This is a genomic window from Streptomyces sp. NRRL F-525 (genome assembly GCF_000716605.1).
Classification (GTDB): Bacteria; Actinomycetota; Actinomycetes; order Streptomycetales; family Streptomycetaceae; genus Streptomyces.
This window is the reverse complement of record NZ_JNXE01000001.1, coordinates 88,215-103,750: the sequence shown is the minus strand read 5'-3', so window position 1 is coordinate 103,750 and position 15,536 is coordinate 88,215. Positions and strand designations below refer to the sequence as shown.

Below are 15,536 nucleotides of genomic sequence, written 5' to 3'. Positions count from 1 at the left end.
CCTCCTCGCTCGGAAGTGGTTCTCAAGGGCGTGCTGCGCGGGCGTGGCTAGCGGGCGACGCTCTCGACCGGCCGCTGGGCCGAGGCGGTGGCCTCGCGTTCTCCCGTGGTCGGAGACAGCGCGACGAACGCCGAGGTCAGGAACAGGTAGGACCCGAGGCCCACGGCGAGGGGGAAGATGAACTGCATCGCCGTGGCGCCGGGCAGGACCGCTCCAGAGGGCGTGACGTGCACGCGGACCGCGAACATGCCGGTGTAGTGCATGCTGCTGACGGCCGCTCCCATGACGAGGGAGGCGGCGGTGACGGCTACGGGCGACTTGATGTTGAGGGCCGCCCACAGGGCCGCGGTCGCCGCGACGACGGCGATGAGCACGGAGAGCCCGACGAGCATCGGGTCGTAGCTCACGTCTCCGTGCAACCGCATCGCCGCCATCCCCAGGTAGTGCATGCTCGCGACGCCCAGGCCGGTGGTGAGACCACCGAGGATGAGCGCGCGGCCCCGGTCGCGGCCGTAGCCGACCGCGAAGACGCCCGCGCAGACGACGACCATGGCGACGAGGAGGCTGAGCATGGTCAGGGGTACGTCGTAGCGAATGTCGGTGCCGGTGACGCCGAAGCCGAGCATGGCCACGAAGTGCATGGTCCAGATGCCGGTGCCGAGCGCGGAGGCCGCGGTGATGAGCCAGTTGCGGCGCGAGCGGCCGGTGGCGCCGAGCGCGCGGACGGTGCAACGCAGCCCGAGTGCGGAGCCCATGCAGGCCATCACGTATGACAGCACGGGGGTCAGCCAGCCGAAGGTGGCGTGGTCCAGGTGTCCCATGACCAGGGGACGCTAGTAGGGGCACGGGTGCACAAAGGGGGCGCATTTCGAAAGGTGTTGCAATCTGACGCGGAGAGGTGCCTGAACGACCACGTCACGCTCGAACGTGTGCACCGAAGCGTCATCCGTGTCGGTGAGGGATCATGCGGAACATGAGCGACGACCACACACACGTCCAGGAGTTCTTCGGCGCGCGCGCCGCGGACTGGGACAGCCGTTTCCCGGACGACGGCCCCGCATACGCCGCCGCGGTCGCCGAACTCGGGCTGCGCGCGGGAGACCGGGTGCTCGACGCGGGCTGCGGGACGGGACGCGCGCTGCCGCCGCTCCGTGCGGCCGTGGGGCGCTCCGGAGTGGTAGTCGGGGCCGACCTGACCCCGGCCATGCTGGAGGCCGCCGTACGGGCCGGACGCGGCCGGGAGGGGCAGTTGCTGCTCGCCGACGTGGCCGCGCTGCCGCTGCGGCCGGACTCGCTCGACGCCGTGTTCGCGGCGGGCCTGATCGCTCATCTGCCCCAACCGGGCGAGAATCTGCGGGAGTTGGCGCGTGTGGTGCGCCCCGACGGCACGCTGGCCCTGTTCCATCCGATCGGCCGGGCGGCGCTGGCGGCCCGTCAGGGGCGGCAGATCACACCGGACGACCTGCGCGCGGAGCCCAATCTCCGTCCGCTGCTGGCCGGTTCGGGGTGGCGCATGACGTCGTACGCCGACGAGGACACCCGCTTCCTGGCACTGGCCGTGCGCGAAAGCTGAGCCCGCGCGTGGGGCGTCCGATGCGCTTCACCACACCGCCCCCCTTCTGTCACCGCACCTCCAACTCTACTTTGTGTAGCAGTAGATGAACGGTCAGCGACGACGGAGAACCATGCAGGGGAAGGTGGTCAGCATGTTCGACAGGCCCCGCAAGACCTTCGCCAGATTTCTCACCGCCACGCGCACGGAGTCGGGCAGCGGCCCGCAGCGGCGCCCGCACAATCTCTTCGAGGCGGCGGCCGTCTATGTGTCGGCCCGCGCGGAGGACGACCCGGACCGGATCGACGAGGCCGCGGGCTGGGTGTCGCCGGAGGCGCTGTCCTTCGGGGTGAGCGAGTTGGCGTGCCGGGCCGTCGTCGCGCTCGCCAGGGAGCGTGACGAGTCGCCAAGGACGGTGGCTCGTGCGCTTCTTGGGCTCCCCGCGGCCTGACAGTTCGGTTGCTGGAGGTCATTTCGCCCTGTCCAGCCGGAAAACTGCAGCTCCGGGTGTACTTGGGAGTCGTGACAAGCGGCTTCCGCGCACACTAGGGTGCGCGCGGTTGGACGAATGATGGGGAGGCTGGGATGGCCGACACGGATGAAGAGGCCGTCGCCGCCGAGGACGATGCGCTCTATGTGCTCACGGCGGTGCTGCTGACGCCCGCGAAGTTCCCGAGTGTGCTGGGCGACGACTACCCGGAGGCCTGTGCGGCGCTCGGTATGGCGCCGCTCGCCGACGGGTACGGCCTGGTTCTCGGCCAGGACGGCGATGGGTCGCGCTGGACCGTGGTCGTCGACGACGTGTCGCTGGTCGCGGTCGCCATCGCGTCCTGGGACTGCGGCATGGAGTACGACCTGTCGCCGAGCGAGCGCACGGTGGTCGCCGCTCTGCCGGGCTGGCCGCTCGCGGTCGCCGTCGCGGCTCCCAACGTGCCCGCGCCGCACGATCCGGCCCCCGACCTCGTGGACCGGCCGCCGCTGACTCCACCGGACACCACCATCTGGGGTCCGGCGCAACGACGGCTGGGTGCCGACGAGATCGCGCTGCAGTGGGCCCTGTGGCGCGAGCAGATCGACGATTCGACCTTCTCGACGCAGGAGGCCGAGGAGGCCCAGCACGGGGCGGGCGACGCGGCGAAGACGGACAAGGCCGCCGTTGACGCCACCGGCGATGCGGCCACCCCCGACGACGCGTCCGAGGCGGACGGAACGCTCTCGGACGACAACGCCTCCGACGACACCACCTCTGCCGGTGGCACCGGGGAAGGCCCTCAGGCGGGCCACAGCGGGGTTCGTCGGGTGCTGACGGAGATCCGCGCGTACATCGACACCCCGCCGCCCCTCGGCCGCGTCAGATCGTCCTTCGCACCGGGCGACGCACGCACGCTGCGCGCCGACGGTCCCGGCTGGTCGTTGGTGGCCCGGACCGACGACATAGCGTTCGTCCTGCTCGACGACGAGCCCGGCGAGGTCCTGCCGGTCGGCCGGGGCCCCGAGCTTCCTGGCCTCCTGGAAGCACTCGACAAGCTGGCCGTACGGCCGAGTTGAGCCCTTGGGCGTGGATCCGGGCGTTCGGGGGCCGGACGCCCGGGCACCCTCGATCGACCGGGTCGACGAGAAAAGCCCGATCCGTGGACGGTGCTCGGCCGCGCGCCGTCCGCAGGGCTGTCGTCGGCAGTCCCGCGAACGGCGCGATGCTGTGCTCTGCTCCCGTACACCACCCGGGAACGCAGCCGAGCATCGGTGCGTCAGCGGCCGATCTCCTTGCCTGCCACGCGGCGCAGCCGACGCCGCTGCGAGGGGTCCAGCGTGAGATATGCGGCCGCCGGCACCCCCACGACGATCAGGAATGAAACCCACCAGGGCAGCCAGATCAACAGGATCAGTCCGACCGCCACACCTCCTACGGCGATCTTCGCGTTCCTCGACATATGTCGCCTCCTCCGCGGCCGCAGCCGCTCTCTGATCTGAAAACGGGTTCGCGCTCCTCACAGTTCCGGATCGCGACCCTGAGACATCCCTGAGGCGCTTCCCCTACTGGTATCCGGGCCGTCGGCCGTTCCGTCACTCCGTCCACTCCATGCGCAGCGGCTCCCCCACCTCGTGGAGGTGGCGCAGGGCCTGCCGGTAGGAGTCGACGAGTCCCGTCTCCACGTAGGGGATACCCACATCCTGGCAGTGGGCGCGCACCAGGGGCTGTGCGAGCCGCAGATTGGGCCGCGGCATGCTCGGGAAGAGGTGGTGTTCGATCTGGTAGTTGAGGCCGCCGAGGAACCAGTCGGTCAGCACGCTGCCACGGATGTTCCGCGAGGTGAGGACCTGACGGCGGAGATGGCCCCACCGTTCGCCGTTCGGGTCCGGCATCTCCATGCCCTTGTGGTTGGGTGCGAAGGCCAGGCCTAGGTGCAGGCCGAACAGGGCCTGGTGCAGCGCGGCGAACGCGAGTGCCTTCCCCGGGGACATCGACATGAGCAGCAGCGTCGCGTAGGCCACGACATGGCCCACCAGAAGAGCGCCTTCGACGAACCGCTCGCGACGGGGCTGGCGCCGCAGATCCTGGAAACCGTGGACCTTGAGGGCGACGCCTTCGAGCAGCGTGAGCGGGAAGAACAGCCACGCCTGGTTGCGCGTGAGCCAGCGCCGGAACCCTGAACGGTCCTTGGCCTGTTCGCCCGTGAAGACGAGGACGTCGGCGACGACGTCCGGGTCCTTGTCGATGTGGTTGGGGTTGGCGTGGTGGCGGTTGTGCTTGTCGTTCCACCAGGAGTAGCTCATCCCCAGCAGCAGATTGCCGTGGATCAGGCCGATGAGGCGGTTGACGGCCTTGCCGCCGGCGATCTGGGAGTGGCCCGCGTCATGGCCTACGAAGGCCGTGCGGGCACCGAACACGGCGAGCAGCGGGGCCAGGAGCAGCGTCAGCCAGGAGTCGCCGAGCAGGACGACGCCCGTGACGATGCCGCCCAGCGCGAGGGCGTTGGCGGCGATGCAGCGCGCGTACCAGGCATACCGGCGCTCCAGTAGGCCTCTGCCCTTGACCGTGCGCAGGAGGGGCGCGAACTCGCTTCCTGGGGGCGCCGCGACCTCATCCCCCGGATCATGCGCGCCGATGACTGCGGTGGTCTGGGACATGTCCGGTCTCCGGCTCTCTCAGGCAACGGGCTGACCTGAGCAAACGTACGAATCGGTGACCGGTCGCGACCATGACGGAACCCCCCGTGTCCGTACGGGGGTCAGCCGGGTCCTCACAGGGGGGGTTGACGACACCCTCGCCGACCCGGTCCCGGAGTCACGAGCTTGCGGAGAGGTGCCCGGAAACAGGCGATGGCAAGGAGCTCGTCCACTCCTTGCCACACCCAACGTATAGCGCGGCCGGGGGCTTGCGGCAAGGCCCAGGGGGTCCCGCAGAATGACCGCCCGAGGCCGCGACCTGCGGAAACGAAAGATTCGTGAGTACAGATCCACGGATCGGCGGGCCGGAGACCAATCTCGTTGGGCGGGCGTTCTGATGATTGACGTGATCGTGGTCGGCGGTGGACCGACCGGCTTGATGCTGGCCTGCGAGTTGCGGCTGCACGGCGTGCACGTGGTCGTACTGGAGAGGTTGACCGAGCCGACCGAGGAGTCCCGCGGGCGCGGCCTGCACGTGCGCACGGTCGAGGTGATGGACCAGCGCGGACTGCTGGACCGGTTCCTCGCGGTCAGCGAGCGGTTCCAGGTCGGCGGGCTCTTCGGCGGCATCGCCAAACCGTGGCCGGACCAGTTGGACACCGCGCACCCGTACGGCCTCGCCATGCCGCAGCCGGTCACCGAGCGCCTCCTGACCGAGCGCGCGGTCGAGATCGGCGCCGACATCCGGCGCGGCTGCGAACTGGCCGGGCTGAGCCAGGACGAACACGGGGTGACCGTCGAGTTGGCCGACGGCACACGACTCCGCTCACGCCACCTCGTCGGCTGCGACGGCGGCCGCAGCGTGGTGCGCAAGCTGCTCGGTGTCGGCTTCCCCGGTGAGCCCGTCAGGATCGAGACCCTGCTGGGTGATGTCCAGGTGACCGAACGCGCGGCGACGGTGGCGGCCATCACCGCCGAAATCCGAAAGACCCACTTACGGTTCGGCGCCGACCCCATCGGGGGCGACGGGGCGTACCGCATCATCGTGCCCGCCGAAGGGCTGGCCGAGGACCGTGCGACCGCGCCGACCTTCGAGGAGTTCAAGCAACGGCTCCGGGATTTCGCCGGCACCGACTTCGGCGCGCACGCACCGCGCTGGCTCTCCCGGGTCGGCGACGCCACCCGGCAGGCCGAGCGCTACCGGGTGGGCCGGGTGCTGCTGGCCGGCGACGCGGCCCACATCCATCCGCCGGCCGGCGGGCAAGGGCTCAACCTCGGCGTCCAGGACGCGTTCAACCTCGGCTGGAAGCTGGCCGCCGAGGTCAACGGCTGGGCGCCGGAGGGGCTGTTGGACAGCTACCACGCCGAACGGCATCCGGTGGGCGCCGACGTGCTGGCCAACGCCCGCGCACAGGTCGTGCTCCTGGAGGCCCATCCGGGTGCGAAGGCCTTGCGGGAAGTCTTCTCGAAGCTGATGGACTTCGAGGAGGTGAACCGGTACATGACCGGGGTCATCACCGCGGTCGGGATCCGCTACGACTTCGGCGAGGGCCACGAACTGCTCGGCCGACGGCTGCGGGACGTGAAGCTGAAGCAGGGGCGCCTCTACGAGTTGATGCACGGCGGCCGAGGGCTCCTGCTCGACCAGACCGGCCGGCTCTCGGTCACGGGTTGGGCGGATCGCGTCGACTACGTAGTCGACGTCAGCGAGGAACTGGATGCACCCGCGGTACTGCTGCGGCCGGACGGCCACGTGGCCTGGGTCGGCGACGACCAGGAGGACCTCTTCAGCCGACTGCCCAGGTGGTTCGGCGCGGCCCACTAATCGCTCTCCCCGCCTGCTGTACCAGGACGCCCGGAACGGTCAGCACGCGCGCGTGCGGTGCAGTTCCACTGACCGGAGTGGGACCGTCGAACACGGCGATGGCGCGGCGCAGTTCAGTCGCAGGTCGCTCGTGGACCAGCGGTTCGTCGGACAGGTCACTGCCGCGAAAGCGGATGGCGATCGCGCTTCCGGCCCCCGTCACGAATGCCACGCCCGCCCGACAATCGGCCGACACTCCGGATTCACCTCACCGCCAAGAACCGTTCCTCATGAGCACCAACTCTGGCCGCTGTCAGCCAACTTGTCCTCAGGAGGCCCGATGTCCCCGCACGACCTCGTCCGACGCCGCGTCCGTCGTCCCGTCGCGGCGGGTGTTCCGCTCGCCGTGGTGGTCGCCCTCATGGCCGCCGGTACGGCCGCGGGAGCCCCCGCGAAGGCCGAGGCCGCCCATGTCACGCGGACGGCGACGCTGGGCGACATTCCGCTCGGTGCGTTCAGCAACGCGCTGTTGCCGGGAACGGTGGACAACGACCGGGGCGTGGACCTCGGCGGCATCGGCAGCGACATCTACCCCGCCGGCCGCAAGGGCGAGTACTGGACGATCACCGACCGCGGGCCCAACGGCCAGATCAAGGTGAGCGGGACGAAGCGCCGTACGTTCCCCGTGCCCGGTTTCGACCCGGCGATCGTGAAGATCCGTGTCTCCGGGGACAAGGTGAAGGTCCTGGACGCCCTCCCGATCACCACGTCCTCCGGGAAGGCCGTCACCGGGCTGTCGAACCAGCAGGGACGCGACGAGGCGCCGTACTCCTACGACGCTCGGACGGCGCTGTCGTACAACCCGAACGGCCTGGACACGGAGGGCATCGTGCGGGCCGGGGACGGGTCCTTCTGGCTCGTCGACGAGTACGGGCCCTCCCTGGTGCATGTCTCCGCGCGCGGGAAGGTGCTCACGCGGTACGTGCCCAAGGGGCTGCATCTGGCGGGCACTGACTACCCGGTGGTGGAGGCGCTGCCGGCCGTCCTGCTGCACCGGAAGATCAACCGCGGCTTCGAGGGGCTCGCCCAACTGCCCGGCGGTGACCTGGTGATGGCCCTGCAGAGCCCGCTGTCGCTGCCGGACGGGGATGCCGGGGAGGCGTCGCTCAACACCCGTCTGCTGCGCTTCTCCACGAAGAAGAAGGCGGTCACGGCGGAGTACGCCTACCGCTTCGACCCGGTGAACGTGGTCGACCCCAGCGAGGACGACACCTCCGAACTCAAGATCTCCTCGGTGGTCGCCGTGGGCGACGACCGGCTCCTGGTCGAGGAGCGCACCGACAAGGCGGCCCGGTTGCAGTTGGTGAAGCTGAGCCGGAAGTCGAACATCCTCGGCGGTCGCTACGACGACGACACGACGTCCCCGTCGCTGGAGCAGCTCGACGACCCGGCCGCCGCGGGTGTCCCGGTGCTGGCCAAGAAGCTGGTCGTCGACCTGGGGACCGTCTCCGGGGTGCCGCAGAAGATCGAGGGCATCGCGCACGTGGATCACGACACGCTCGCCCTCGTGAATGACAACGACTTCGGGATGACGGACGGCGCGGGCGCGTTCGACGCGCAGGGACGGTTGGTCGACAGCGGTATCGAGACGACCGTGGTGTACCTGAAGCTGCCGCACGGCATCTGAGCGTCCGTCGGCTCCTGAGGCGGCTAGCCGAACAGGGACGGGAGCAGGGACTCGATGTCGCTGGGAACCTCGCTCGGCAGTTCCGAGGGGAGGTTCGACGGAAGCGCGGTCGGGAGCTTGGTCGGCAGACTGGTGGGAAGTTTCGTCGGGAGGGTGAGGGACGGGCTGCGGCTGGTGCTCGAACTGCTCGCCGCAGGCGTCTTCTTGTCCGGTGAGTCGTGTCCCCCGGAGGCCATCAGCACGATGGCGGTGACGGCTCCGGCGGCGACGATCACGGCGAGCAGGATGAACAGCGGCCGGGGGCGCCGGCGCGGAGGCGGGTCGTAGCCCCCGTAGTCCCCTCCTGATGCGTGGCCGAAGTCTCCGGGAGGTGGCGGTCCGAAACCGCCTCCCGGAGGCGGGGCGGCGCCCGGAGGCCCGGGCGGTCGAGGCGGTACGGGCGGCATGGCCATACCGTCCAGAGTCGCCTCGCAGAGGTCATGACGCGACCCCCGCGCGGTGGTTGATACGGGCTCATGCCGTGGATCGCATGATTCCGGAGCATTCCGCGCGGAGGTCGGTCACGAACAGCACTTCACGAACACCAATCGGCCCGTGAGTGACGCACGCGTGCGTGCGGTCAGCCGCGTGCTCCCAGGAGGTGGTCCATGGCGAGCTGGTCGAGCTGCTCGAAAGCCATCCCGCGCTGGGCCGCCGCCTCGATGTCGAAGTCCTCGAAGGCCGAGCGGTCCGCGAGCAGCGACTTGAGGCCGTCCGCCGCGGTCTGCTGCGCCAGTTCATCCAGACGCGAGGCGCGCAGCGCCTCCTGGACCACCGGGTCGGCGCGGAACGCGGCCGAACGCTCCTTGAGGATCAGGTAGTTGCGCATGCAGCCGGCCGCGGACGCCCACACTCCGTCGAGGTCCTCGGTGCGCGGCGGCTTGAAGTCGAAGTGCTTCGGGCCGGCGTAACCGGCACTCTCCAGGAGGTCGACCAGCCAGAAGGCGGCGCGCAGGTCGCCGTTGCCGAAGCGCAGGTCCTGGTCGTACTTGATGCCGGACTGGCCGTTGAGGTCGATGTGGAAGAGCTTGCCCGCCCACAGGGCCTGGGCGATGCCGTGCGGGAAGTTGAGCCCGGCCATCTGCTCGTGGCCGACCTCGGGGTTGACGCCGTAGAGCTCCGGGCGCTCCAGGCGCTCGATGAACGCCAGGGCGTGGCCGACGGTGGGGAGCAGGATGTCGCCGCGGGGCTCGTTCGGCTTGGGCTCGATCGCGAACTTGATGCTGTAGCCCTGGTCGGTGACGTACTCGCCGAGGAGGTCGAAGGCCTCCTTCATCCGGTCGAGGGCGACGCGCACGTCCTTGGCGGCGCCGGACTCGGCGCCCTCTCGGCCGCCCCAGGCGACGTAGGTCTCGGCGCCCAGCTCGACCGCGAGGTCGATGTTGCGGATGGTCTTGCGCAGGGCGTAACGGCGCACGTCACGGTCGTTGGCGGTGAACGCGCCGTCCTTGAAGACGGGGTGCGTGAAGAGGTTCGTGGTCGCCATCGGCACCTTCATGCCGGTCGCGTCGAGGGCCTCGCGGAAGCGCTTGATGTGCGACTCGCGCTCGGTGTCCGAGGACCCGAAGGGGATCAGGTCGTCGTCGTGGAAGGTCACACCGTGGGCGCCGAGCTCGGACAGGCGCTGCACCGTCTCGACGGGGTCGAGGGCGCGGCGGGTGGCGTCGCCGAACGGGTCCCTTCCCTGCCAGCCGACGGTCCAAAGGCCGAAGGTGAACCTGTCCTCAGGGGTGGGCTGGTAGTTCATGACGCGGCTCCTTGTTGCTTCGCTGCGACTATTTCGTCATGGCGGTTTACAAATTAGTATGCACACGCAGCTCTGGGAAGGGACAACATGTCCCTGAAGGAGTGGGGTACGGCCCACCGCACCCCGGACAGCCTTGAGAACACCAGGTCAGAGCCCGCAGAGCCGCGGAAAAAACAGGGAGAGCCCGATGTCAGCAGCCGAGGGTCCGCTCGTCGTCGGCGTGGACACGTCCACCCAGTCCACCAAGGCACTGGTCGTCGACGTGTCCACCGGACGGATCGTCGCGAGCGGCCAGGCGCCGCACACCGTCTCCTCGGGGGCGGGCCGGGAGAGCGATCCCCGCCAGTGGTGGGACGCCCTGTGCGAGGCCCTGCGCCAGTGCGGGGACGCGGCCCACGAGGCGGCGGCCGTGTCGATCGGCGGCCAGCAGCACGGGCTGGTCACCCTGGACGCCCAGGGCGAGCCGGTACGCCCGGCGATGCTGTGGAACGACGTGCGCTCTGCGCCGCAGGCCCGCCGCCTGATCGAGGAACTGGGCGGTCCGAAGGCCTGGGCGGAGCGCACCGGCAGCGTGCCCGGAGCCTCCTTCACGGTCACGAAGTGGGCCTGGCTCGCCGAGCACGAGCCGGAGGCGGTGCGCGCCACGGCGGCCGTACGCCTCCCCCACGACTACCTCACCGAGCGGCTCACCGGGCAGGGCACCACCGACCGGGGCGACGCCTCCGGCACCGGCTGGTGGGCTTCGGGGACCGAGTCGTACGACGAGGAGATCCTGCGGCATGTCGGGCTGGACCCGGCGCTGCTGCCCCGGGTGGTGCGGCCGGGCGAGGTGGCCGGGACCGTGCGGGACTGCCACGACCTGCCGTTCTCCAAGGGCACCCTTGTCGCCCCCGGCACCGGCGACAACGCGGCCGCCGCGCTGGGTCTCGGGCTGCGTCCCGGCCACCCCGTGCTCAGCCTCGGCACGTCGGGCACCGTGTACGCGGTGTCGAAGCGCCGCCCCGCCGACCCGTCGGGCACGGTCGCGGGTTTCGCCGACGCGCACGGCGACTGGCTGCCCCTGGCCTGTACCCTGAACTGCACGCTCGCCGTCGACCGGGTCGCCGCTCTGCTGGGCCTGGACCGGGAAGCCGTGGAACCCGGCACTTCGGTCACCCTGCTCCCGTACCTGGACGGCGAGCGCACCCCGAACCTCCCCAACGCCTCGGGCCTGCTGACGGGCCTGCGCCACGACACCACCGCCGGCCAGCTCCTCCAGGCCGCCTACGACGGCGCCGTGCACGCCCTCTTGGGCGCGCTCGACCTGGTCCTCGACGAGGACGCGGACCGCACCACGCCGCTGCTGCTGATCGGCGGGGGCGCCCGGGGCACGGCCTGGCAGGAGACCGTACGGCGGCTGTCCGGGCGTCCGGTCCAGGTGCCCGAGGCGAAGGAACTGGTCGCGCTCGGTGCCGCCGCGCAGGCCGCGGGGCTGCTGACCGGTGAGGATCCGGCCGCGGTGGCCCGGCGCTGGAACACGGCGGCCGGGCCGGTACTGGACGCCGTGGAGCGCGACGAGGCGACGCTGGCCAGGATCTCCGGGGTACTCTCCGACGCGGCTCCGCTGCTCGAACGCGGGCCGGACGCCCGTTGACGCACACCGACCGAGGACTGACGGAGGCATGACCGCACCGCTGCACGAGGCACACCCCGCCGGGTCCGGGCGTGCCCTGCCCGACACCCAGCAGGGCATGCGTCGGCGCAATCTCGCGCGCGTGATGCACACGGTGAGCGCCGAGGGTCCGCTCTCGCGCGCGGCCGTGGCCTCACGCATCGGGCTGACCCGTGCGGCGGTGTCGACACTGGTGGACGAGCTGATCCGGTCGCGGCTCCTCGAAGAGCTGGGCCCCGAGCGGCCCGGCCGGGTGGGCCGCCCCGGATCGGCGCTCGCCGTCAGCGGGCACGGTCCGGCCGGGATCGGCGCGGAGATCGGCGTCGACCATCTCGCGGTCTGCGCGGTCGATCTGCGCGGCGAGATACGCGCGCGTGCCGTGCGACACGGCGTGAACCGCGGCCGCTCCCCCGAGCCTGTGCTCGCCGAACTCACCGCGCTGGTACGGCAGGTCGTCGCCGAGGCGGACGCGGAGGGCCTGTGGCCGGCCGGGCTCGCGGTCGCCGTGCCCGGTCTGGTGGCACGCGACGGCCGTACGGTCGTCCGCGCCCCGAACCTCGACTGGCACGACACGGATCTCGGCGCCCTGCTGCCCGCCGAACTCCCGCCCACGGTGGACAACGAGGCCAACTTCGGCGGACTCGCCGAACTCTGGCTGGGCGAGACCACTCCGCGCGACTTCCTGCATGTGTCGGCCGAGATCGGCATCGGCGCCGCGGTCGTGGTGGACGGCGGGCTGCTGCGCGGAACCCGGGGATTCGCGGGCGAGTTGGGCCATGTTCCCGTGCGTCCCGACGGGCCGGAGTGCGCGTGCGGCGGTCGCGGCTGCCTCGAACAGTACGCGGGCGAGGAGGCGGTGCTGCGTGCCGCGGGGCTGGAGCCCGGCGCGGACCGGGTCGGGCTGCTCGCGTCCCGCGCCGCCGACGGCGACGAGGCGGTACGACGTGCCCTGCACGACGCCGGTACGGCGCTCGGCATCGCGCTGACCGGCGCGGTCAACCTCCTCGATCCGCGGCTGGTGGTGCTGGGTGGCGCACTGTCCGGTCTCGCGCCCTGGCTACTGCCGTCGCTGGAGGCCGAGTTGGCGCGGCGCACGGCGGGGCCCGCCTGTCCGGTCGCGGTGTCGCGGCTGGGACCCGAGGGTCCGCTGCTGGGCGCCGCGCACTCGATCGTGCGGGCCGTCCTCGACGACCCGGCCTCGGTGGCCGAACGGGCTGGGGACAACCTGGCCGAACAGGCCTGAAACGGGGCCGACTTCACCCGTCCGAGTGATCGGGTTATCCACAGTTCCGCCGCCGTCCACGGAACCACGCCACGCCCTACTGCCCAACCCGCAAGCGCCGTACCGTGATTCACGCGAGGCGCAGCCGTCGAGTCGTGACGACGGGGTGCGGATGACGGTGGACGAGGGGGGATTCACGTGTCGGGGGAGACAGTACGAGGACCGGAGACGGTTCCGGGGCTGCGGCGGGATGCCGTCGGGCTGCGCGAGGTCCTTTTCCAGAGCATCCCGGCGATGGCGCCCGCCGCCGCGGTCGCCGCGTCGATCCCGTCGGGCGCGGCCTTCGCGGGCGGAAGCCTCCCTCTGTCGGTGCTGATCGCGCTGGTGGCCTGCCTGTTCACGGCGTCCTGCGTCGCCGAGTTGGCCCGCGAGTTACCCGCCGCGGGCTCGGTGGCCACGTACGCGGCGCAGGGACTGCATCCGGCCGTCGGCTTCCTGGTCGGCTGGGGCTATGTCTTCGTGGAAGCACTGGTCCCACCCCTCCTGCTCCTCCAACTCGGCTTCACCACGGCGGGCACCCTGCACCAGGAGTGGCCCTCGTATCCGGAGAACCTGTGGTGGCCGTGGGCGCTCGCGGGCGCCGCGATCATCGCCGCGGCGGGCTGGTTCGGAGTGCGTGCCTCGGCCCGCTTCGGGACGGTCCTCGGGGTCTTCGAGATCCTCGTCTTCCTGGTGTTCGCCCTCTGGCTGATCGGCAAGGCCGGTAGCGCCAACACGCTGTCGGTGTTCGGCACTTCGCACACCGGCAAGGACTACTCGGGGCTCGGCGGGGTCTTCGCCGGCTCGGTCTACACGGTGCTCGCGTTCGCCGGGTTCGAGGCCGCGGCACCACTCGCCGAGGAGACACGGGACCCGCGCCGGACGATGCACCGCGCGGTGCTCGGCGCGGCCCTCGGAATCGGCCTGTTCTACGTGCTGACGACCTACGCCATGACCGTGTACTTCGGGCCGGACCGCTTCAGCGGATTCGGCGCCGACGGTGCGGCCTCCTGGGAGGGCGTGGCCCGCGCGTCGTTCGGACTGTTCTGGGTGCTGGTGTTCCTGGCCGTGGTCAACTCGACGATCGCCAACGCCAACGCGTGCGCCACCGTCTCGACCCGCACCGCCTTCGCCCTGGCCCGCATCCGGGTACTCCCCCACGTCCTGGCGACCCTGCACCCACGGCACCGCTCCCCCGTCGCCGGCATCACCGTCCAGACCGTCGTCGCGGTGGGAGCCGTACTGGGCCTCGGCCTCGGCTACGACCCGGTGACCGCGTTCCTCCTCCTGGCCACGGTGATCGTCACGGTCGTCATCGCCGTCTACATCGTCGTGAACCTGGCCTGCGCGGGCTACTTCCTGCGCCGCAGACGCGAGTTGCTCAAGCCGCTACGGCACCTGCTGGTCCCGCTCCTGGGGATCATCGCGTTCGTCCCCGCCCTGCTCACCGCGGCAGGCATCCCCGCCTTCGACTTCGTGACCGAACTGACCGCACCCGTGTCCTACGCCGGACCGGTCGTCGGCATCTGGATGGCGGCCGGGGTCGTGGTCCTGCTCGTTCTGCTACGACGGCACCCCGAGCGAATAGCCGAAACCGCCCGCGTCCATCTCGACGAACCCGCCTCCACCGGCCATCCGCAGAACGGAGCAGTACAGCCATGAACGACCCCCGGATCCTGACGGTGCGGCCCGAACCGGGCGAGTACGCCTGGACGTTCGGCGGCGCCCCGCCCGTGGCGCGCATCGCGCCCGGCACGGTCCTCGACCTGTATACGGAGGACTGTTTCGCCGGACGGGTACGGTCCGAGAAGGACCTGGTGTCCGAGGTGTGCGAGTTCCCGTTCCTGAACCCGCAGACCGGTCCCTTCCATGTGGAGGGCGCGGAACCTGGCGACACGGTCGCCGTGCACTTCGTGTCGATCGAACCCGCCCGGGACTGGGCCGCCTCGACCACGGTTCCGCTCTTCGGCGCACTCACCTCGACACACACCACGGCGACGCTGCAGCAGCCGCTTCCGGAGACCGTCTGGATCTGGCAGTTGGACCGGACCCGGCGTACGGCGTTGTTCCGCGCGCGGGACAGCGACATCGAGATCGAACTGCCCCTGGATCCGATGCACGGCACGGTGGGCGTGGCACCCGCCAATCTGGAGGTGCGTTCGGCGCTGGTGCCGGACGCGCACGGCGGGAACATGGACACGCCCGAGATGCGGGCCGGGGTCACCTGCTACCTCGGCGTGAACGTGGAGGGCGCGCTGCTCAGCCTCGGCGACGGGCACGCCCGGCAGGGCGAGGGCGAGACCTGCGGTGTCGCGGTCGAGTGCGCGATGAACACCGTGGTGATCGTGGAGCTGCTCAAGGGGGTCGCCACGCCCTGGCCACGCATCGAGTCGGACACGCACATCATCTCGACGGGTTCGGCACGCCCGTTGGAGGACGCGTTCCGGATCTCCCAGCTCGACCTGGTGCGTTGGCTGGTGCGCGACTACGGGTTCAGCGAACTGGACGCCTACCAATTCGCAACCCAGGCGGTCGAATCGCCGTTGGCCAACGTGTGCGACACCAACTACACCTGTGTGGCGAAGATCCGGAAGGAATGGCTGCCCGCGCGCGAGACGCACCGCGGACTGCACGCGCGGCTGCGGGAGACCGCAGCGGCGCTCCAGGGCTGAACGGCCCCCCGGCAC

14 protein-coding genes are annotated in these 15,536 nt (G+C 70.8%); 9 read left to right on the top strand and 5 right to left on the bottom strand.

The genetic code is table 11. The annotated features are described in order from the left end of the window. Positions 1-47: 47 nt before the first annotated feature. A complete protein-coding gene (locus OO69_RS00505; protein WP_033278299.1) occupies positions 48-821 on the bottom strand; it encodes an MHYT domain-containing protein in 774 nt (257 codons plus the stop codon). Positions 822-973: 152 nt separating this feature from the next. Here OO69_RS00505 and OO69_RS00500 point away from each other — a divergent pair, with 152 nt between their 5' ends. The 3 genes from OO69_RS00500 (at position 974) to OO69_RS00490 (ending at position 3,100) form a co-directional block, all read left to right on the top strand. Next, positions 974-1,573 (top strand): class I SAM-dependent methyltransferase, encoded by a 600-nt coding sequence (locus OO69_RS00500; protein WP_033278738.1) that lies wholly within the window; start codon positions 974-976, stop codon positions 1,571-1,573. A 133-nt stretch (positions 1,574-1,706) separates the two neighbouring features. Further along, positions 1,707-2,003, top strand: a complete 297-nt coding sequence (locus OO69_RS00495; protein ID WP_033278737.1) for a hypothetical protein — start codon at positions 1,707-1,709, stop codon at positions 2,001-2,003. Between the two features lie 134 nt (positions 2,004-2,137). Further along, positions 2,138-3,100 carry a hypothetical protein gene (locus OO69_RS00490; RefSeq protein ID WP_033278298.1) on the top strand — a complete coding sequence of 321 codons (963 nt, stop codon included), beginning with the start codon at positions 2,138-2,140 and terminating at the stop codon, positions 3,098-3,100. 200 nt (positions 3,101-3,300) lie between these two features. Here OO69_RS00490 and OO69_RS00485 read toward each other — a convergent pair whose 3' ends face one another. Further along, complete coding sequence (locus OO69_RS00485) at positions 3,301-3,483, bottom strand: hypothetical protein (RefSeq protein ID WP_033278297.1); 183 nt, start codon at positions 3,481-3,483, stop codon at positions 3,301-3,303. Positions 3,484-3,616: 133 nt separating this feature from the next. Then, a complete protein-coding gene (locus tag OO69_RS00480; RefSeq protein ID WP_033278296.1) occupies positions 3,617-4,681 on the bottom strand; it encodes a fatty acid desaturase family protein in 1,065 nt (354 codons plus the stop codon). Positions 4,682-4,958: 277 nt separating this feature from the next. Between OO69_RS00480 and rox the strand changes: the two genes are divergently transcribed. Both rox and OO69_RS00470 read left to right on the top strand, forming a co-directional pair. Further along, positions 4,959-6,485, top strand: coding sequence for a rifampin monooxygenase (gene rox / locus OO69_RS00475; RefSeq protein WP_324604524.1), 1,527 nt, complete (start codon positions 4,959-4,961; stop codon positions 6,483-6,485). Positions 6,486-6,804: 319 nt separating this feature from the next. Next, the gene (locus OO69_RS00470) at positions 6,805-8,151 is read left to right on the top strand and encodes an esterase-like activity of phytase family protein (protein ID WP_033278294.1); all 1,347 of its coding nucleotides are present in this window, start codon (positions 6,805-6,807) and stop codon (positions 8,149-8,151) included. A gap of 23 nt (positions 8,152-8,174) precedes the next feature. Here the strand turns inward: OO69_RS00470 and OO69_RS00465 are convergent, their stop codons facing one another. Together OO69_RS00465 and xylA are read right to left on the bottom strand one after the other, a co-directional pair. Beyond that, positions 8,175-8,426 (bottom strand): hypothetical protein, encoded by a 252-nt coding sequence (locus tag OO69_RS00465; RefSeq protein WP_033278293.1) that lies wholly within the window; start codon positions 8,424-8,426, stop codon positions 8,175-8,177. 344 nt (positions 8,427-8,770) lie between these two features. Next, positions 8,771-9,937, bottom strand: coding sequence for a xylose isomerase (gene xylA, locus OO69_RS00460; RefSeq protein ID WP_033278292.1), 1,167 nt, complete (start codon positions 9,935-9,937; stop codon positions 8,771-8,773). A 187-nt stretch (positions 9,938-10,124) separates the two neighbouring features. Here xylA and xylB point away from each other — a divergent pair, with 187 nt between their 5' ends. The 4 genes from xylB to OO69_RS00440 all read left to right on the top strand — a co-directional run bounded on the left by xylB (position 10,125) and on the right by OO69_RS00440 (position 15,521). Continuing rightward, positions 10,125-11,570: a xylulokinase gene (xylB, locus tag OO69_RS00455; RefSeq protein WP_033278291.1), complete on the top strand. Its 1,446-nt coding sequence runs from the start codon at positions 10,125-10,127 to the stop codon at positions 11,568-11,570. Positions 11,571-11,598: 28 nt separating this feature from the next. Next, on the top strand, positions 11,599-12,831 hold the full coding sequence (locus tag OO69_RS00450; RefSeq protein ID WP_033278290.1) for an ROK family transcriptional regulator: 1,233 nt from the start codon (positions 11,599-11,601) through the stop codon (positions 12,829-12,831). A 177-nt stretch (positions 12,832-13,008) separates the two neighbouring features. Next, complete coding sequence (locus OO69_RS00445; protein ID WP_051800699.1) at positions 13,009-14,511, top strand: APC family permease; 1,503 nt, start codon at positions 13,009-13,011, stop codon at positions 14,509-14,511. Then, on the top strand, positions 14,508-15,521 hold the full coding sequence (locus tag OO69_RS00440) for an acetamidase/formamidase family protein (RefSeq protein ID WP_033278289.1): 1,014 nt from the start codon (positions 14,508-14,510) through the stop codon (positions 15,519-15,521). Before OO69_RS00445 ends, OO69_RS00440 begins: the two co-directional genes overlap by 4 nt. The last annotated feature ends 15 nt before the right edge of the window (positions 15,522-15,536 follow it).